20 protein-coding genes and 1 rRNA gene are annotated in these 17361 nt (G+C 44.2%); 1 reads left to right on the top strand and 20 read right to left on the bottom strand.

What is annotated here, in order from left to right; genetic code table 11:
* Positions 1–123 precede the first annotated feature (123 nt).
* From yabG to metG, 6 genes are all read right to left on the bottom strand, one after another.
* The gene (gene yabG / locus RUW00_RS21280; protein WP_004264691.1) at positions 124–999 is read right to left on the bottom strand and encodes a sporulation peptidase YabG; all 876 of its coding nucleotides are present in this window, start codon (positions 997–999) and stop codon (positions 124–126) included.
* Between the two features lie 172 nt (positions 1000–1171).
* Positions 1172–2053: a 16S rRNA (adenine(1518)-N(6)/adenine(1519)-N(6))-dimethyltransferase RsmA gene (gene rsmA / locus RUW00_RS21275; protein WP_061861761.1), complete on the bottom strand. Its 882-nt coding sequence runs from the start codon at positions 2051–2053 to the stop codon at positions 1172–1174.
* The gene (rnmV, locus tag RUW00_RS21270) at positions 2043–2606 is read right to left on the bottom strand and encodes a ribonuclease M5 (protein ID WP_004264696.1); all 564 of its coding nucleotides are present in this window, start codon (positions 2604–2606) and stop codon (positions 2043–2045) included. The genes rsmA and rnmV overlap by 11 nt, the downstream gene beginning before the upstream one ends.
* Before the next feature lie 134 nt (positions 2607–2740).
* Complete coding sequence (locus RUW00_RS21265; RefSeq protein WP_023356663.1) at positions 2741–4066, bottom strand: resuscitation-promoting factor; 1326 nt, start codon at positions 4064–4066, stop codon at positions 2741–2743.
* 134 nt (positions 4067–4200) lie between these two features.
* Positions 4201–4968, bottom strand: a complete 768-nt coding sequence (locus RUW00_RS21260; protein ID WP_280145423.1) for a TatD family hydrolase — start codon at positions 4966–4968, stop codon at positions 4201–4203.
* Between the two features lie 80 nt (positions 4969–5048).
* Positions 5049–7040: a methionine--tRNA ligase gene (metG, locus tag RUW00_RS21255; protein ID WP_022552471.1), complete on the bottom strand. Its 1992-nt coding sequence runs from the start codon at positions 7038–7040 to the stop codon at positions 5049–5051.
* Positions 7041–7522: 482 nt separating this feature from the next.
* Between metG and abrB the strand changes: the two genes are divergently transcribed.
* A complete protein-coding gene (abrB, locus tag RUW00_RS21250) occupies positions 7523–7813 on the top strand; it encodes a transition state genes transcriptional regulator AbrB (RefSeq protein ID WP_169510469.1) in 291 nt (96 codons plus the stop codon).
* A 49-nt stretch (positions 7814–7862) separates the two neighbouring features.
* Here abrB and rsmI read toward each other — a convergent pair whose 3' ends face one another.
* From rsmI to rrf, 14 genes are all read right to left on the bottom strand, one after another.
* A complete protein-coding gene (gene rsmI, locus RUW00_RS21245) occupies positions 7863–8744 on the bottom strand; it encodes a 16S rRNA (cytidine(1402)-2'-O)-methyltransferase (protein ID WP_029974655.1) in 882 nt (293 codons plus the stop codon).
* Positions 8719–9018, bottom strand: coding sequence for a GIY-YIG nuclease family protein (locus RUW00_RS21240; protein ID WP_063637080.1), 300 nt, complete (start codon positions 9016–9018; stop codon positions 8719–8721). The genes rsmI and RUW00_RS21240 overlap by 26 nt, the downstream gene beginning before the upstream one ends.
* Positions 9005–9748, bottom strand: a complete 744-nt coding sequence (locus RUW00_RS21235) for a tRNA1(Val) (adenine(37)-N6)-methyltransferase (RefSeq protein WP_209387811.1) — start codon at positions 9746–9748, stop codon at positions 9005–9007. The genes RUW00_RS21240 and RUW00_RS21235 overlap by 14 nt, the downstream gene beginning before the upstream one ends.
* Before the next feature lie 60 nt (positions 9749–9808).
* Positions 9809–10168 (bottom strand): replication initiation-control protein YabA, encoded by a 360-nt coding sequence (gene yabA / locus RUW00_RS21230; protein WP_004264720.1) that lies wholly within the window; start codon positions 10166–10168, stop codon positions 9809–9811.
* A gap of 14 nt (positions 10169–10182) precedes the next feature.
* Complete coding sequence (gene ricT / locus RUW00_RS21225; RefSeq protein WP_004264723.1) at positions 10183–11010, bottom strand: competence/sporulation regulator complex protein RicT; 828 nt, start codon at positions 11008–11010, stop codon at positions 10183–10185.
* A gap of 2 nt (positions 11011–11012) precedes the next feature.
* Positions 11013–12002: a DNA polymerase III subunit delta' gene (holB, locus tag RUW00_RS21220; RefSeq protein WP_007409919.1), complete on the bottom strand. Its 990-nt coding sequence runs from the start codon at positions 12000–12002 to the stop codon at positions 11013–11015.
* An 11-nt stretch (positions 12003–12013) separates the two neighbouring features.
* Positions 12014–12454 carry a YaaR family protein gene (locus tag RUW00_RS21215; protein WP_004264730.1) on the bottom strand — a complete coding sequence of 147 codons (441 nt, stop codon included), beginning with the start codon at positions 12452–12454 and terminating at the stop codon, positions 12014–12016.
* A 12-nt stretch (positions 12455–12466) separates the two neighbouring features.
* Positions 12467–12796, bottom strand: a complete 330-nt coding sequence (gene darA / locus RUW00_RS21210) for a cyclic di-AMP receptor DarA (protein WP_004264734.1) — start codon at positions 12794–12796, stop codon at positions 12467–12469.
* A gap of 70 nt (positions 12797–12866) precedes the next feature.
* Positions 12867–13505, bottom strand: coding sequence for a dTMP kinase (tmk, locus tag RUW00_RS21205; RefSeq protein ID WP_025650336.1), 639 nt, complete (start codon positions 13503–13505; stop codon positions 12867–12869).
* A complete protein-coding gene (locus RUW00_RS21200) occupies positions 13502–14935 on the bottom strand; it encodes an aminotransferase class I/II-fold pyridoxal phosphate-dependent enzyme (RefSeq protein ID WP_280144797.1) in 1434 nt (477 codons plus the stop codon). The genes tmk and RUW00_RS21200 overlap by 4 nt, the downstream gene beginning before the upstream one ends.
* A gap of 77 nt (positions 14936–15012) precedes the next feature.
* Positions 15013–16131: a toxic anion resistance protein gene (locus tag RUW00_RS21195; RefSeq protein ID WP_280144796.1), complete on the bottom strand. Its 1119-nt coding sequence runs from the start codon at positions 16129–16131 to the stop codon at positions 15013–15015.
* Positions 16132–16146: 15 nt separating this feature from the next.
* On the bottom strand, positions 16147–16761 hold the full coding sequence (locus RUW00_RS21190) for a 5-bromo-4-chloroindolyl phosphate hydrolysis family protein (protein ID WP_014416714.1): 615 nt from the start codon (positions 16759–16761) through the stop codon (positions 16147–16149).
* A gap of 148 nt (positions 16762–16909) precedes the next feature.
* Entirely contained in the window at positions 16910–17104 is a 195-nt protein-coding gene (locus tag RUW00_RS21185; RefSeq protein WP_004264749.1) for a sigma factor G inhibitor Gin, read from the bottom strand.
* A 174-nt stretch (positions 17105–17278) separates the two neighbouring features.
* Positions 17279–17361 (bottom strand): 5S ribosomal RNA (gene rrf / locus RUW00_RS21180); the annotation flags it as partial.

The following is a 17361-nucleotide window of genomic DNA, read 5'->3' as shown; positions in this document are numbered from 1 at the left end:
CAACAAAATTATTTTGACAAAATTCTATTGATTTCTGCGTTATTTTTCACAAGTTCCGGAAATTTATGTATCAATATGTAAAACAATTAACCCGCATAGCGAAATATATGCGGGTTTTATCACTCATCCATTTGATTTATACGGCATACCGACACGCAGCACACCCTTCGTTTCAATTCCTCCCAGCCCTTTCTCTCTCGTCAGCGTATTTCTCAGGACATCCCATACATTGATCCGCTCCATAAACGGAGTGAAGCTGATTTTCGCGACAATATATACCGGGTCAAGCGCATGGATATTGACGCGTGACGGCGAACTTGCAAAATTCGCGCCTGCCCTGATTAAAGACTCGAAATGAGATTGGCACGCCCCCGCGAATATGACCAGCTGATCCAAATGAGGTACTTTACGCCTCGCTCTTTGAACGGTTTCGACAAAGTGTTTGGAATGCCTGTAGGCGCTTAAATCGTTCACGCCTCCCTTATGCTTGGAATATGCATCATGGCCGGTGATGACTAAAATATCCGGCCTGTATTTATCAAGCAGCTCGTCAATTGATGCCGGCATTTTTTTCTCATGGCAATGAATTCCGTATACCGGCACACCGATTTTTTCATAAAAGTTCAGGCACTTTTTCAAATAGGCCTCATCGCCGTCCAGATGCAATACCTTTCCGGGCATATGAAAGTAGTGCTCCTGATGCTGATATTGATTTGTCGCATAATATTCCTGTTTTTCCCGAAGCAGCTTATAATCCTGGCGGAGCAGCTCGAGAGATTCATTCATCCTGCTTTCATCTCTTTTCTTTCTCATGGCCTGTTCGTCTTTTCTGACAGGCTCCAAATCAGAAAAATCAGCATCCGCAATCAATCTGACTTCGTCACCATGCAGGATGGCAATTGAATTCCCATTGCTTGTTTGCTCTATACCGATAATGCGAAATAAAACATCCATTTGATAGGATTTCCTGGCTACCATATCTCCTATTTGAAATTGCACGTTACCCACTCCACAAATAGACTAAGCCTCATCATGAAAGAAGTCTTGGCAAATACACCTCTTTCCGCTGCGGCGCTTGATGTTTCAAGCTTTTCTTGCAGTTGAATGAATAAGGTTCTCCTCTAGCCTATGTAGCGGCAGTCCAAGTGGTGACGCAAAACAAAAAGCCCTCTTAGAAAAGGGCTTTATGCAATCCGTTGGACAGGAGCGCGAATTCTTCTATGGACAGGGATTCACCGCGCCGCTTTCCGTCAATATTCGTTTCTTGAAGAACTTCTTCAATTTGAGCTTTTTTCTCTTTTCCGCCCGGAAGATTGTTCACAAGGTTGTTTAGCAAGGTTTTCCGGCGCTGTGCGAAGCTTGCTTTAATCAGCTGGAAGAAAAACGGTTCATTATCGACGTCAACCGCCGGGCCGTCACGAAGCAAGAGACGGATGACGGCTGAATCGACATTAGGCTGAGGCACAAACACCGTTTTCGGGACGGTCATGACGGTTTTGGCCTCCGTATAGAACTGAACCGCAATGGAAAGCGATCCGTACTCCTTAGAGGAAGGATCAGCGGCCATCCGCTCAGCGACCTCTTTTTGCAGCATCACGACAATTCCTTTTAACGGAAGTTGTTCTTCCAAGAGCTTCATGATGATCGGCGTCGTCACATAATATGGGAGATTCGCCGTCACCATAATTTCATCACAATCCTGAAACTGCTCTTCAATGACAGATTTGACGTCTGCTTTCAGCACATCTTGATGAATGATCGTTACATTGTCATACGGAGACAGCGTATCATTGAGAATGGGCAGCAGGCGCTGATCAATTTCAAACGCGACGACCTTTTTCGCCCGTTTGGCAAGCTGCTCTGTCAGCGCGCCGATTCCGGGCCCGATTTCAATGACTCCGGTCCGATCCGTAATTTCCGCATGGTCCACAATTCTGTCCAATATATTTGTATCAATTAAGAAATTCTGTCCCAGACTCTTTTTAAAAGAGAAACCGTACTTTTTCAGAATTTCCTTCGTTCTGATAGGTGTCGCGATATCTTTATTGTTCATCCTGTTCCTCCTGCCTCATAGCATCGAGCGCATCAATAAAATCACTTCTTTTGATTTGAAACATTTGCAGCCGTTTTTGAAGCTGCTTGCCGTTTGTATAGCCGATCTTCAGCAGGTCGCCCAATCGTTCGCGGCGTCTTTTGGCAGCCGGTCCGCCGATCAGACCGGCCTGTATGACATCTTCAGCTGAAATCTCACTCGGCTTTGCCTCCATCTCTTCATGCACATTTTCCAGACATGCTCTGATGCTTTCAATGGATGCGTGCTCAACGCCAATGCCGCGCTTGTTTTTCGGTTTGGCAAGATGTTTGGGCAGAAATGCGTGTTTACAGCCGGGTACTGCTTCAGAAATGGTTTTCCGGATCTTTTCCCCCGGAAAATCCGGGTCCGTCAGCACGATGACCCCTCTCGTTTCCTGCGCCAGCCGAATCTGTCTGATGACTTCGTCTCCGATTGCGGAACCGTTTGTCTCGATCGTATCCGCATCAACGGCAAGTTTTATGCGCGCAGTGTCATCGCGTCCCTCGACTACAATAATTTCTTTAATTTTCATTACTTCCTCCAAAAAAACTTTTTATATCCAAAACGAAACCTTTGCTTACATGTCACGTCTAATATACTGAAAATACACTTTACCTATTATAACGAAAAAAACAGAGGGCGCAAAACCCTCTGAGTGAATCGGAATTAATTTAAGATTTTTATTTTGACCTGTTTCTTTCCCCAGCGGTAAGCCGAAGATTTTTCAGGGAAAAAGACATCAATCCGTCTTCCTTTAATGGCTGAGCCTGTATCAGCGGCCACGGCATCCCCGTATCCGTCTACGTGGACTCTCGTGCCGAGCGGAATGACGCTAGGGTCTACCGCAATGACTTTGGCATTCGGATTGCTTGTCAGGTTAACGCCTGTAGCCGTATGGCCGGAACAGCCGCTGCAGCTTGCGGTATAAGCCGTGGAAGACACGGTAATCACTTTACCGGAAGATCCGGTTTCGCCCGAAGATGCCTTCACAGGTGCACTGAGCTGCTCAATCTTGGGACTGTGCCGCTTTGTGCCGACCGCAATGATCTGATCTTTGCTTTTTTCAGATGTTTCTTCTTTAACAAGCTTTCTTGAAACTTCTTTTCCATTTTCTTTGACAACATGAAAATGCTTTTTAAGTTTGCCTTCTTTTCCTTTTTGAACGATCTTTTCTTTCCCGCTGTCGAGAGACGCATCTTCTTTTTCTTTCACTTGATACGCTATTTTTTCCTCAACTACATCGGTGACTTTTTCGATACGAGTGATTTGTATACCGGCCTGATTTTTTGTGAGCTTTTCGTGTAATGCCGGTTTTACTTTATCTTCGTCTTTCATGTCCATCTTATGCTGCGTTAAAAAGTCAGCGACCGTAGTCGAAGTCGTCCATATTTTCTTTTTCTTTCCCGCATCATTTACAGTGACCTGAAAAGCCGGGTCGACCGTGACTTTCATGCCGTTTGTCACTTTCGTATCTGCTGCTGGATCTATTTTATCGTGCTGATTCACAGGTGTATGCTGTTCGTTCAGAAATGCGCCGACTGTTTTTGCCGTTGACCATAAAGTCTTTTCTTCTCCGCCTCTTGTCACACGGATCTGCTTTGCAGCTTCATACACGACATTCATGTTGTCTGCCAATGCTGTCTGCTTAGACGGGGTAATCCGGTCTTCATTTCTCGTCTCTATATGTAAATCTTCCAGAAGTTCCCCAACCGTTTTTGCATGAGTGCGTATTTGCTTTTTCTTGCCGTTGATGGAAACAGAAACTGATTGTTTTGAGAGCTCATGTGCCCCGTATGCAGTTCCGGTTCCGCCCAGCAGAATAATAGCTGCAATAAGAATAACCTTGCTTTTACCAAGCTTTACGGAAAACAGTTTTTTCATTTTTTGTGTGATGAAAAACGCCTCCTTCTCCTCGGAGAGATTATATAGAGTATCTAAAATGCTGTCAACCCTCCCATCTCGAAGATGAAAAACCTTCAGCGTATCCCTCATTATGCAAAAACAAAGCAAAAAAAGGAAGAGAGACATATCGACAACCTATCTTATGAGGAGAAGGAAGCTTGTAGAACCGTTTTACATATCCACTGAATCGGACAAGCCTTTACACGTTACGACAGCGCATTCTGTCAGTTCATGCGGAAAAGTCTTTTTGCGTTTTCGGTTGTAATTGAGGCAATTTCATCATATGTCAGCCCTTTTAATTCAGCGAGCTGTTCAGCAACATATTTTACGTAGCTTGGCTCATTTCGTTTACCGCGGAAAGGATGCGGTGTCAGGAAAGGACAGTCCGTTTCAATCAGCAAACGGTCATTCGGAATTTCCTTTGCCACTTCTTTTGGTTTCTTCGCATTTTTGAAGGTAACCGGTCCGCCGAATGAAATATAAAAATTCATATCCATACACTGCCGCGCAACCTCCGCGCTCCCCGTAAAGCAGTGCATAATGCCGCCGACTTCTTCCGCCCCCTCTTCTTTCAAAATCGTGACAACATCTTCCGTTGCATCACGATTATGAATGATAATTGGAAGGTTCACTTCTTTGGCGAGAGCGATTTGTTTCCGGAATACTTCTTTCTGAACGTCTTTTGGTGATTTATCCCAGTGGTAATCAAGGCCCATCTCTCCGATTGCCACGACTTTTTCGTGAGAGGACAGTTCCTTAATCCATGATAAATCTTCCTCTGTCATGTCAATTGCATCTACCGGATGCCAGCCGATCGCAGCGTATATAAAGTCATATTCCTCAATCAGCTCCATCGCACGCGTGATAGTGGGTTTGTCGAATCCGACAACGACGATTCGTTCAACTTCTTCAGCCTTTGCACGCGCAATGACTTCCTCTAAGTCTGTGTCAAATTGCTCGGCATTTAAGTGCGCATGTGTATCAAAAAGCATCATAAAAACTCCTTTCTTGTTGAAAAACAAAAGGTGTTCGACGGAATGTTACACGTGAAACACCTTTTGCATCTATTTATTTATTTAATTCGAGTGCCTTTCGGTAATGACTGGTCGACAGCTACAACTTTGAGAACGCCGTCCGATTCTCCTGCCAGTATCATTCCTTGAGAAAGCTCGCCTCTCAGTTTTACCGGTTTTAGATTCGTTACACAAATGATCTTCATTCCCACAAGCTGATCCGGTGTATAATGCTTCGCGATACCTGATACAACTTGGCGCTGTTCAAAGCCCAGATCAATTTGCAATTTCAGCAGCCGATCTGCTTTTTTCACCGGCTCTGCGGACAAGACTTCTGCGACGCGAAGTTCTGTATCCATAAATTGATCAAACGTAATTTCAGGAAGACGCTCTGCTTCTTGCGGCTCTTCCGCCTTTTCTTCTTTAGCAGGAGCAGTTCCTTGCATTTTTTGCTTGATGTAAGCTACTTCTTCTTCAGCTTCAAGACGAGGGAAAAGCGGTTCCCCTTTTTTCACTTTCGTGTTCTTCAATTGGCCGAATGTCTGAATGCTGTCCCATGCTTTAAGAGACTGATCCTCAACTCCTAGCTGGGCAAACATTTTTTCAGGCGTTTGTGTCAAGAAAGGCTGGAGCAATACGGCTGAGATACGTAATGATTCAGCTAAATGATACATGACAGAACGTAATTCTTTTTCTTTTTCCTGATCTTTAGCAAGCACCCACGGAGCAGTTTCATCAATATATTTGTTCGTACGGCTGATTAATTGCCATAGCGTTGATAAAGCGACTGAAAACTCCATGTTTTCCATTGCCTTTTCATAAGCTTTAACCGTTTCACCGGCTACAGAAGAAAGCTCTGAATCAAAATCTGTCACATTTCCTTCATATGAACCAATCTCGCCGTCAAAATATTTTTGGATCATTGCGACTGTACGATTCAGAAGGTTTCCTAAGTCGTTCGCCAAGTCATAATTAATCCGTTCTACGAAACCTTCCGGCGTAAAGACACCGTCTGAACCGAACGGTACTTCGCGAAGCAGGTAATAGCGAAGTTCATCCAAGCCGTAGCGTTCAATTAACGTTACCGGATCAACGACATTTCCTTTTGATTTCGACATTTTTCCGTCTTTCATCAATAACCAGCCATGCGCGAATACTTGCTTAGGCAGCGGGAGATCAAGCGCCATCAGCATAATCGGCCAGTAAATGGTATGAAAACGGACAATTTCTTTACCGACAAGGTGGACGTCAGCCGGCCAGTACTTTTTGTAAAGCTCATCATTTTCCGTATCGTAACCGAGCGCTGTAATATAGTTGAACAGTGCGTCAATCCATACATACACGACATGCTTCGGATTTCCCGGCACTTTTACGCCCCAGTCGAACGTCGTTCTGGAAACGGCCAAATCTTCAAGCCCCGGTTTAATGAAGTTGTTAATCATTTCATTTTTGCGTGATTCAGGCTGGATGAAAGAAGGATTTTCCTCATAAAACTTCAGCAGGCGGTCTGCGTATTTGCTCATGCGGAAGAAGTATGACTCCTCTTTGATTAATTCGACCGGGTGTCCGCTGTCAGGGCTTTTTCCGCCGACAACCTCACCCTTCTCATTTCGTTCCACATCCACCAGCTGTGTTTCCGTATAGAATGTTTCATCAGGGATGCTGTACCAGCCCTCATACTCATCCAGGTAAATGTCACCATTATCAAGAAGTTTTTGAAACACTTTCTCGATAATTTCTTTGTGCCGGCTTTCCGTCGTCCGGATGAAATCATCGTGAGAAATGTCGAGCTGCTTCCATAGTTTTTGGATTTCAGCAACTGCACGATCCACATAAGCTTGAGGCGTGATATTCTCTTCCTCCGCTTTCTGCTGGATTTTCTGTCCGTGCTCATCCGTTCCGGTTAAGTAGCGTACGTCAAATCCTTTTAATCTTTTGTAACGCGCCATCGCATCGCCGGCCACGGTAGTATAAGCATGGCCGATATGTAATTTTCCGCTCGGATAATATATCGGGGTTGTAATATAAAAAGTATTATTGTCTTGCGGCATGTTGCAACCTCCCATTCAGAATGTCGAAAAGCTCACGCCCAAAGGACGAGAGCGGTTTTATTTGATATACAATATTGATATTTGTCCTCTATCTATGATACCATCTTAGCCTTTAAGATCAAGGATATATACGTACTGCGCGTAAAAGAGTAAATAAAATTAAAAATTTTTATTGAAATTAAAAAAAGTCTTAACATGTCGAAATTTGTCGTATATAATCTACTAATATAAAACATCTTGGTTCGAAAGTCTTGATTTAAAAGGATTTTCAGTAGGATAATAGGTTCGAAAAAGCAGTCAAAAAGCCTGTTATTTCAGGATTTCCAAGGCTTTACTTACTATAAGAACTAATTCTTACAAACAATAGCAAACAAAAAGATTGACGATTATTGGAAACCTTGTTATGCTAGGAATGTAAGGGATTTTGTCGAATAATGACGAAGAAAAATATAAACTACAAATAATTATCTCTCGGGAGGAGACTGTTAATGAAATCTACTGGTATCGTACGTAAAGTTGATGAACTTGGACGCGTAGTTATCCCTATCGAACTTCGCCGTACACTGGGCATCGCAGAAAAAGACGCTCTTGAAATTTATGTTGATGATGAAAAAATCATCCTTAAAAAATATAAACCAAACATGACTTGCCAAGTAACTGGTGAAGTTTCTGATGATAACCTTAAACTTGCCGGCGGCAAATTGGTACTCAGCAAAGAAGGCGCTGAGCAAATCATCTCTGAAATTCAAAACCAGCTTCAAAACCAAAAATAAGCTATTTCATACAAAAACCGTTCTTGTTACGACACAAGAACGGTTTTTTTTATGATTGAATGTGATAAGCGTCATAAATCTCGCGTTTCGGCACGTCCCGATCTACCGCTGTTTGTTTTATGGCCTGTTTGGAAGAAGATCCTTCATTTATGTAATGCTCCACATGTTCTTTCTCAGAAAGCTCCGTCCACCAAGGCTTTTCCTCTTCATCCGGTTCAGCGGTTTGATTTCCTTCGACAACGAGACAGAACTCACCGCGGATTTGATCTTCATTTGCCCATTCAATCACCTCGGCGATGGTTCCTCTGATGAATTCCTCGTACTTTTTCGTTAATTCTCTCGTGACGGCGATGGTTCGATTACCCAAAACGTCATGCATTGCTGTTAATGTTTCTTTTAATCTGTGCGGCGCTTCGTAAAATATCATCGTTTCCTGCCGTTTTTTCAGGAGTTCGAGTTCTTTCTTCTTTTCTTTTTTCTGTCTGTTTAAAAATCCGTAGAAGAAAAACGGCTGCGGGGTGATGCCTGATGCGGTCAGCGCGGTTAATGCCGCATTTGCACCCGGAAGCGGAACGACATATCCGCCGATTTGGGTGAAATCTCTCACAATCTCAGCCCCCGGGTCGGAAATTGTCGGCATGCCGGCATCACTGACCAATGCCACATTCTTTCCGCTTTTCAGCCATTCAATGATTTTATGGCCGCTGCTTTCTTTATTATGTTCATGATAGCTGATGAGAGATGTTTCTATGTCATAAACATGGCACAGCTTTTTCGTCTGTCTCGTATCTTCGGCTGCTATGACATCGGCCGATTTCAGCGTCTCTACTGCACGAAAGGTCATGTCCTCCAAATTGCCGATCGGTGTAGGAACAAGGTACAGAGTTCCCATTTCAGATTTTCCGTTAAAACTCATCTGGCGTCTTAACATATACAGCCTCCTTGCTGCGTTGTTTTTCTTCTATATATTGCTCTTTTTTCTTTCGGGTCAGCTGCTTAAAACGGTATTCCGCCTGCATCGCTTCCCGTTTTGTTTCAAATGATTCCGCATGGCATAACGAAACCGGCCTCCGCGCCCTTGTGTACTTCGCGCCCTTTCCCTCATTGTGGGTTTTCAGCCGTTTTTGCAGATCATTTGTATAACCGGCATACAGACTGTTGTCATTGCACAGCAGCACATAAAAGAAATGACTATTTGTCTCCATATAAAATCGTTCGGATCTCTTTCGTATATTCATTTTGTTCATTGTATACGAACAGCGGGGGAAGAATTTTGAGATCAGGGCGGCCGCCTTTAATTCCTTCAACCAAAATGGTATTCGCTTCTTTACCTTGTTTCGGATAAATAAACTGAACCCGTTTCGGTTCTATTCGGTACGCTTTCATTAATTCAAAGATTTCCAAAAGCCTCCCCGGCCGATGAACGAGAGCCGCTTTTCCGCCTTGCTTCAGCAGTTTGCTGCTGACGGAAATCACATCTTCAAGCGTGCAAAGGATTTCGTGCCTTGCGATTCTGAGATGCTCGTTCAGGTTCTGCTCCGCTTCTTTCGGTGTTTTAAAATAAGGCGGATTGCAGGTGACAACATCATATTTATTATGTCCGAGTCTTTCCGGCATATTTTTCAGATCATCATGAATGAGACTGATCTGACCGTCCAGCCCGTTGTATTCCACGCTTCGGAGCGCCATATCATACAAGCGTTCCTGAATTTCAACGCCGGTGATATCGGCTTTTGACCTTGTGCTGAGCAAAAGCGGCACAATGCCGTTCCCCGTGCATAAATCAACGATGTTCCCCTTTTGAATCGGAACGTATGCAAACTTAGACAGCAGCACGGCATCTAATGAAAAAGCGAAAACCGTCGGACTCTGTACTATTTTCATATCCTCTGCTAATAAGTAATCCAATCTTTCATCATCACGTAATGAAACCATAATCTTATTCCTTTCGGCACTCTTTGAAAAAGGCTTCCGACATCAGCGGAAGCCTTTTCCTTATTTTTTATTTAAGAAGGACAGACAAAAAAGGCAATCTCCCTTGCGGACGCTCCCATAATGGACGTTGCAAATATGAAAGCCTTCTTGATACAGCCGGGCCAGATTGTCGTACCCTTCTCCTATATCACTCTGCTCTGCCTTCTGTGTTTTTGTTTCTTTCTGATCGGCTTTGAATTTCTCAATTTGCTCTGTCGTGTCATCAAGCCGCTTACGCAAATGCTTATTTTCAAGCTGAAGATGGTGATTCTCTTCAATCATTTCGCCGATATGCTGCTTTAAGTCACCCAGCTGACGGTACAGCGAACCGATTTGTTCCTCCAGGTTTATGACAGTATCAAATAACTCTTTTTTATCCAAGGTTCCACACCTCGTTAATCTGTGGTTTGTGCGGATACGACGCCCTCTTCCAAGAGCTCTTCCCAAGTATATTCTATCACTTTTTCACGATTCTTCAGTTCCACCTGAAGCACCCGTTCCAGAATATTAAGACCGACAACCTTTGCGGGGCCGTTTGCCGTCGTAATCATTTCGCCTAAATCCGGCAGCTGTTCTTTCGCCGTCTCATACTCATCATTTTCGTACTTCAAACAGCACATCAAACGGCCGCACAGACCGGAAATCTTCGTTGGGTTCAACGATAAATTTTGATCCTTCGCCATTTTGATGGACACCGGTTCAAAATCACCGAGGAACGTGGAGCAGCAAAGCATTCTCCCGCATGGTCCGATACCGCCGAGCATTTTCGCCTCGTCCCTCACCCCGATTTGGCGCAATTCGATTCTCGTTTTAAAGATAGAAGCCAAGTCTTTGACCAATTCCCTGAAATCAACCCGTCCGTCTGCTGTAAAGTAAAAAATGACTTTATTGCGGTCAAATGTAAACTCAACATCAACCAGCTTCATATCTAAGCCGTGGTCAGCCACTTTTTTCTGACAGACTTCAAAAGCGGACAGGGCCTCCTGTTTGTTTTCTTCTACAATGAGAAGATCGCGTTCATCAGCAACGCGTATGACCTTTCGAAGCGGAAGCACAACATCATGCTCGTCCACTTGTTTATTTGCGATGACAACCTGCCCGTATTCGACACCTCTTACGGTTTCAACAATGACGCAGCTGTCTTGTTCTATATCAAATCCGTTCGGATCAAAATAATAAATTTTTCCCGCTTTTTTAAAGCGGACGCCTATTACGTTGTACAAGCTTATCCCTCCTGCAACGTTAACACCAAGTGCTCCATTAATCCCTGCACATTCACATTGGAATGAAGCCGTTTTTTTGCTTCTAAAACAGCGAGAATTTGGTTCGTAACGCTTTGTTGTGTAAATTGCAGCGCATGCTGTTTTATTGATTGGAATAAGTCTTGATAAATCAGTTTATCTTCATTTCCAATTTGGATGGATAATACATCACGGTATATCAATAAGAGCATATCAAGACCCATTTCTTGATGGGTTTTTTCTTTGAAAAAGGGCACCCACTGATCCTGAATGAAGAAAAAGGCATGTCCTTTCCGCTGATGTAAGACTTCATACAATTTTATCACTTTCGCTCTGGACTCTGCAAACTCATCATTTCGACTTAATTCGACTGCTTCCGCAATATTATTTGTCATATTTGCTAAGAGCCGGGCCATGTGAGGGCTCACTTCCTGTTCAATCAGCCTTTCTTCTATGGCTTTCGGCTGAAGCGGCTGGAACGGAAGAACCTGACATCTCGAAACGATGGTATCCAGTATTCGGTGGAGCTGCTCAGTAATAAGAATTGCGATGGTGTCTTGACTCGGCTCCTCTAAAAATTTCAGCAGACTGTTTGCTGCATTTGTCGTCATTTGATCCGCATGGGATATAATGTACAGCTTTTTATGCGATTCCAGTCCTGTTTTGGAAAACTCTTCCTGAAGCGATTGGATCTGAGCCTTTTTAATGGATAATCCGTCGGGCTGAACCACATGCAGGTCGGGATGGTTTCCGGATTCGATACGCTTACAGTTCCGGCATTCCCCGCAAGGCTCAGTCCCGTCTTCAAGGCAAAAAAAGCTTTTTGCGAGAAGCAGTGCGGCATCCAATTTGCCCGTACCTTTTTTGCCTTCAAACAGATATGCGTGAGAAAGCCTTTTCTTTTCAATGCTGTTATGCAAAAGCCTCATCACTCTGGGCTGCTGCCCGGTCATTTCCTTCCATGATATTGCCATTGTATCACTCTCTATGTGTAAAGGTTAATCAATAAACCTTTTATTTCTCCGATTCGATCCAGCAAATCAATTGCCGGTTTTTCCTGATCTAACATTTCTTCCGTCAGCTGAAGCAGTTTTTCATCTATTTCTTTCACAAGCCCCAGAGTCCGGCTGCTGCCGTACAGGTCAAAGCTTTTCTCCGTCTCATGCGATAATCCGCTGTCTACAGCCTCTTTTACAAAACGTTTTACCAATCCTTTGAATTTCGCTAAGTCTTTGAAGTTTCTCGACTTCGTCAGCCTTTTCCCGAACGTTTCTATATCCGTTAAGAACCTGCTCAGCTGATCAAATTTCAGCTTGCTGCTTTGGCTGTCCATTGAACTTTTAAACGTTCCGGAAAGCTCTGCCGCTTTATAAGCAGGCTGCTGCTTTTTCTCAATAAATGTACGTAAGTCAGAATTTATTTTCACGTCGTCAAATCCTTAAAATTGATGAAATTCATCGACCGGGAGGACAAAGACCGTCGCTCCGCCGACTTCCACTTCGACGGGATATGGAACGTAGGAATCCGCATTCCCGCCCATCGGGGATACCGGGGCAATCATCTGATCACGTTTACAGCCATTCTCTTTAATGAGGCTGAGCGCTTTATCGACACGGATATCTTCCACCCCGATCATAAACGTCGTATTGCCTGATTTAAGGAATCCGCCTGTTGTCGCAAGTTTCGTCACCCTGAAGTTGTGGTCGGTTAATACTTTCAAAAGCCTGTTGCTGTCCTGATCCTGCACCACTGCCACTATTAGTTTCATTCTCTAGGCCCCCTTTAGGTTGGAAAGAACATTGTCGTTACATTCATTATAGCAACTTATGAGAAACAGGTCACAACTGAATTTTTTTCAATGCTTCATTTATCACTTGAAGTGCGTCCTGAATGACGAGTTCCTTCTTTTTCGATGCGTCGATTGTATGGAATCTTTCCGGAAAACGCTGCATTACCTTTTGGTATCCTTCCCGTACTTTCGTGTGAAAGTGCAGGGCCTCAAGATCGAGACGATTCTTTTCTCTTGAATCATTCGACGTAATCCGTTTCAACCCTTCTTCCGGCTCAATAGAAAAATAGATGGTGACATCAGGCATCGTATCGCCGATTGCAAACTGGTTGATAGAAAGAACTTCATCAATCCCGAGCCCTCTCGCATAGCCTTGATAAGCCAGCGAACTGTCGATGAAACGATCGCACAGCACAATGCGGCCTTCTTTCAATGCAGGCTGCACCTTTTCGGCTAAATGCTGTCTTCTCGCCGCAGCGTAAAGCAGCGCCTCCGTTTTTGCATCCATCAGTGTATTGTTTTTATTTAAGATCACTTCTCTGATCTGTTCCGCAATGTCGATGCCGCCCGGTTCTCTTGTCGCTGTCACCGGGAGCCCCTCTGCCGACAGAATCTCTTTCAATTCCTGAAGCACAGTCGTTTTCCCTGCACCTTCAGGACCTTCAAATGTTATAAATAAACCGCTCATGATTTCTCCTCTTCTATATAGACAAGTAATTGTTCCCCGTTTAATAAGCCTTGAATATGCGCGTCCATGCCGATTAAACGGGAAAGCTTTTGTACGATCTCTTCTGTTATCCGTTCTCCGTCCATGATCAGCGGAATTCCCGGCGGATAAGGAATAATGTTCCCCGCATGCAAGCGCCCGGCCGCCTTATTTATATCTGTAAGCTCTTTTGTAAACTTCCGCATCTCATTTTGCGGGTATTCAAGTGTCGATATGGACGGAAATGTCCAATTCACGGCATCCGGCAATTTATCAGGCGGTGTTTTCTCCAGTTTCTGCTGTATGTTTCTTACGGTTTCCTGTTCTATCATCCGCCGGCCGCCTATCGGCAGTACGAGCAATACTTGGTACTCGTCAGCCAGCTCGGCAACAATGTCTTCACTCTCCAAAATACGTTGTAATGAATAGCCGGAATGTCCGAGCTTTGACCGAAGAATTAATTTTAACGGGTCCGCCCGCAGCCCATATCCGGAAGGCTCGATTATTTCAATAGAAGAAATTGATGCGAATCTTCGTTTGATTTTCTCAATGTGCTCCATATGAACGGGAAGTGTCCCTTTTTCAGCAATATCCTGCACATAAGCGCGCGCCGTATCTAAAGATGCCATAATCGGGTATGACGGGCTGCTGCTTTGCAGACTGCTTATATAATAAGTTAATCGGTCTCTGTCAATTCTGGTGCTGTTCAAATGAAAGTAAGACCCCATCGTCATAGCCGGAAGCGTTTTGTGAGCCGATTGAACAACAGCATCCGCCCCCATAGCCAATGATGAAGGCGGGAAAGGCTGGCCTAACACAAAGTGAGCCCCATGAGCCTCATCCACCAGTACAGGAACGCCGTATGAATGGGCTTTGTTAACTGCCGCAGTCAAATCGGCGGCGTGTCCATAGTAAGTCGGGTTGGTCAGCACAAGTCCTTTCGCGTTCGGATATGACGCCAGCGCTTTTTCGATGACTGAAAGGGATACATGTGCCGGCACATGCATGTTTTCATCGATTTCCGGCGACAAATAAACCGGCTTGGCTCCGGCCAATGCCGCCGCATGGAAAACAGACTTGTGACAATTACGCTGGATCAGAATGGGTTCACCCGGTTCACAAACAGCTAAAATCATCGCCAGATTGCCGGCGGTCGTTCCATTGACGAGAAAGAAGCTTTCCTGAGAGCCGTAAAATCTGCTCACCAAATCCTGCGCTTCCTTAATGACCCCCGTCGGGTGATGCAAATCATCAAGACCCGTGATCTCAGTCATATCAATAGATAAAAGAGATTGATATACAGATTTGGCTTCATCAAAAAAGACATCTCCATTGTGATGTCCCGGAACATGAAAAGAATACGTATTTCGGTGCGCATGCTTCATCAGCGCTGTATATAAAGGTGTGTCCATTTTTAAACAAATCCTTTGCCTGTCTTTCTTATTATATCGTGCCTGCGAGCCAACTTAAAGCTAAGACTTTTTGCCATCTAGCCGTTATCCCGGCCGGCCCCCATATCAAGCAGCTTCTTTTTTAAATCGCCTTCCATGATAACAAGCTCCTCCTCGGCACGCCTGCGTTTCATCCTGCCTTCTTCTTGAATAGACATGATTTCTTCAAGTGTGCTGACTAAGCTTTCCTGCACTTTTTTGAGGGTCTCTGCCTCAACAAGCCCGCGCTCATTAGCTTTGGCGGTCTCGACTGTACTTGTTTTCAGAAGTTCGGCGTTTTTCAGCAGCAATTGATTTGTCGTATCCGCCGCCTTCTGCTGCACATCTGCCGCACTCCGCTGCCTCATAAGCGTCAGCGCGATAGCGACTTGATTCTTCCATAAAGGAATAGCCGTAACAATGGAGGACTGAATTTTCTCTGCCAGTGCCTGATTCGTGTTTTGAATCAAGCGGATTTGCAGCGCACTCTGAAGCGTAATCTGCCTGCTCAGCAGCAGATCATGCACCCTCTTATCCAGACGGTCGGCAAACTGGCGAAGATCATTCACTTCCTGCGCGGCCATTTGATTGTGTTCTTGTAATTCGGCTTTTCTTGCCGCTTCGGGTATCAGCTTTGTTTTCAGCTCATCTAATTTTAATTCCCCCGCTGCTATATACATAGTTAAATCAGAAAAGTATTGTTTGTTTTGGGCGTACAGCTGATCTAACAATTTATTGTCACTCAACAGCACATTTTTAGAATGTTCCAGCCTTCTGCTGATACGGTCAATCTGCACACTTGTCTTTTGATATTTCGAAAGCACTTCCTGCACAGAACCGGATACCCTTTTAAACAGCCGGGCGAAAAACCCTTTGTTCTTCATCTGCAGATCATCGGGGTTTACCTGGTCAAGCTTCAGCATCAAATCAGCCAGTATCTGTCCCATCTCTCCTGCATCTTTTCTTTGCACGTGCTCTATCATCGTGTGGGAAAATTCCAGAAGATTCGCCTGCGCCTGTGAACCAAACAGAACAATGCTTTGCATATTCCCAGGATCCAGTTTTTCAGCGAGCTGAAGTGCCGCTTCTCTTGTTTCTTCCCGCAGCGTATCTGCAAGCTTTAGAGGGGTCTGGTCATTTTGGGCGTCCATGCTGTCGTCGGAACGGTCTTTGGCCATTTCCTTCTTCCTTTCTTATTTTCTCAGTGAATGCTTTGCCATATCTAATTCAAAGTGCAGGTCGTCGATGTCCTCCTTCATCAGTTCATGAAGATCCTCTTCCAGCCTTCTGGAAAGCTCTGCTAGAGTCATCCTCGTCTCACTCAAGGACATTGATAAATCTTTATTTTTTCGCGGCTGTGAGGAGAGCAGAGCATACTTTTCCGTCAGTTCCACAACAGAATCAAGCGTTTGATAATAGAAACGCTCTGCCTGATAAAAACGCTTCGGCTCCTGCTTTGTGAGCAGATATATTCGTCGGGTTATCCGCAGTATCTCTGCATTCTGCTTCAGCATTTGTATACTTTTAGAGCGAAAAAGCGCCCTGCGTAATCGGATGATTTTACCCTTTGCTTCCTCAAGATTTTCCTTGATATAAGCATATTCTTTTCTTGTCAGCCGGTGTTTTTTTAAAAAGAGACGCTTCGCATTCCACAGGCCGGCTGCACTGACTGCGGCTCCGCTGGCTGCCCCGTATAAAAGCGAATACAGAAAAGGCTGATGCCCTATCGTAAAGAAGGTTATCCCCGCTAATACAAAAACTGTGCTGCCGCAAAGCGTCCATTTCATATATTGAATAAACGGTTTCATACTTGATCGACTCCTATTTATTCACTTTTATCAGTATTATCTATTACATTCCATGTCTAAACAAGTTCCTCTTCTTATCGTATCAGTTCTTTTATAAAAAGTGTAAAAACTCCTCTGATTTCAGGCAAAAAAAAGACCCTTTTCAGGGTTAAGAATATAACGTCGGTGTATGAAGGCTTTTCAGTTTACGAACGAAAAATTCATAATTCGGATCAGAGGTCGGAGTGGAAACTACTTTCTTCTCACACTCTAAACATATAAATTTCGTATAAATATGGATTCCCCTGCTTTTTTTGGTTTCACACACAATACATGTTTCTTCATGGCCGGACGTTTCATTCATTTTGCCCACCTCCGTATGAATAGCCTTCCCTTAAGCTGTTGATTGTATACACAATTTGGACCTTTTTGAAGTTTGCAATTAGTATATGGGCGTTTCCGTATTTCGGTGTTTGTTTTGTTTTTATTCAAAAACAAAAAAGGCAGCTCATGATGAGCTGCCTTTACCGTAATGATAGCTTGGCGGCGTCCTACTCTCACAGGGGGAAACCCCCGACTACCATCGGCGCTGAAGAGCTTAACTTCCGTGTTCGGCATGGG

This window comes from Bacillus sp. IS1, from assembly GCF_032461585.1.
In the GTDB taxonomy this organism is placed as follows: Bacteria; Bacillota; Bacilli; order Bacillales; family Bacillaceae; genus Bacillus; species Bacillus velezensis.
Note: the sequence above shows the minus strand (reverse complement) of the source record. Positions and strands in the feature narration are given on the sequence as shown.

What these genes read in the sequence shown, in the direction of transcription:
- RUW00_RS21240 (WP_063637080.1), bottom strand. Translation starts at nt 9,018, where the DNA reads ATGGAGACAAATAGTCATTTCTTTTATGTGCTGCTGTGCAATGACAAC.
- darA (WP_004264734.1), bottom strand. Translation starts at nt 12,796, where the DNA reads ATGAAACTAATAGTGGCAGTGGTGCAGGATCAGGACAGCAACAGGCTT.
- rsmA (WP_061861761.1), bottom strand. Translation starts at nt 2,053, where the DNA reads ATGAACAATAAAGATATCGCGACACCTATCAGAACGAAGGAAATTCTG.
- metG (WP_022552471.1), bottom strand. Translation starts at nt 7,040, where the DNA reads ATGCCGCAAGACAATAATACTTTTTATATTACAACCCCGATATATTAT.
- RUW00_RS21235 (WP_209387811.1), bottom strand. Translation starts at nt 9,748, where the DNA reads ATGGTTTCATTACGTGATGATGAAAGATTGGATTACTTATTAGCAGAG.
- holB (WP_007409919.1), bottom strand. Translation starts at nt 12,002, where the DNA reads ATGGCAATATCATGGAAGGAAATGACCGGGCAGCAGCCCAGAGTGATG.
- RUW00_RS21185 (WP_004264749.1), bottom strand. Translation starts at nt 17,104, where the DNA reads ATGAATGAAACGTCCGGCCATGAAGAAACATGTATTGTGTGTGAAACC.
- RUW00_RS21200 (WP_280144797.1), bottom strand. Translation starts at nt 14,935, where the DNA reads ATGGACACACCTTTATATACAGCGCTGATGAAGCATGCGCACCGAAAT.
- RUW00_RS21195 (WP_280144796.1), bottom strand. Translation starts at nt 16,131, where the DNA reads ATGGCCAAAGACCGTTCCGACGACAGCATGGACGCCCAAAATGACCAG.
- rnmV (WP_004264696.1), bottom strand. Translation starts at nt 2,606, where the DNA reads ATGAAAATTAAAGAAATTATTGTAGTCGAGGGACGCGATGACACTGCG.
- RUW00_RS21260 (WP_280145423.1), bottom strand. Translation starts at nt 4,968, where the DNA reads ATGCTTTTTGATACACATGCGCACTTAAATGCCGAGCAATTTGACACA.
- RUW00_RS21265 (WP_023356663.1), bottom strand. Translation starts at nt 4,066, where the DNA reads ATGAGGGATACGCTGAAGGTTTTTCATCTTCGAGATGGGAGGGTTGAC.
- tmk (WP_025650336.1), bottom strand. Translation starts at nt 13,505, where the DNA reads ATGAGCGGTTTATTTATAACATTTGAAGGTCCTGAAGGTGCAGGGAAA.
- RUW00_RS21190 (WP_014416714.1), bottom strand. Translation starts at nt 16,761, where the DNA reads ATGAAACCGTTTATTCAATATATGAAATGGACGCTTTGCGGCAGCACA.
- rsmI (WP_029974655.1), bottom strand. Translation starts at nt 8,744, where the DNA reads ATGTTAAGACGCCAGATGAGTTTTAACGGAAAATCTGAAATGGGAACT.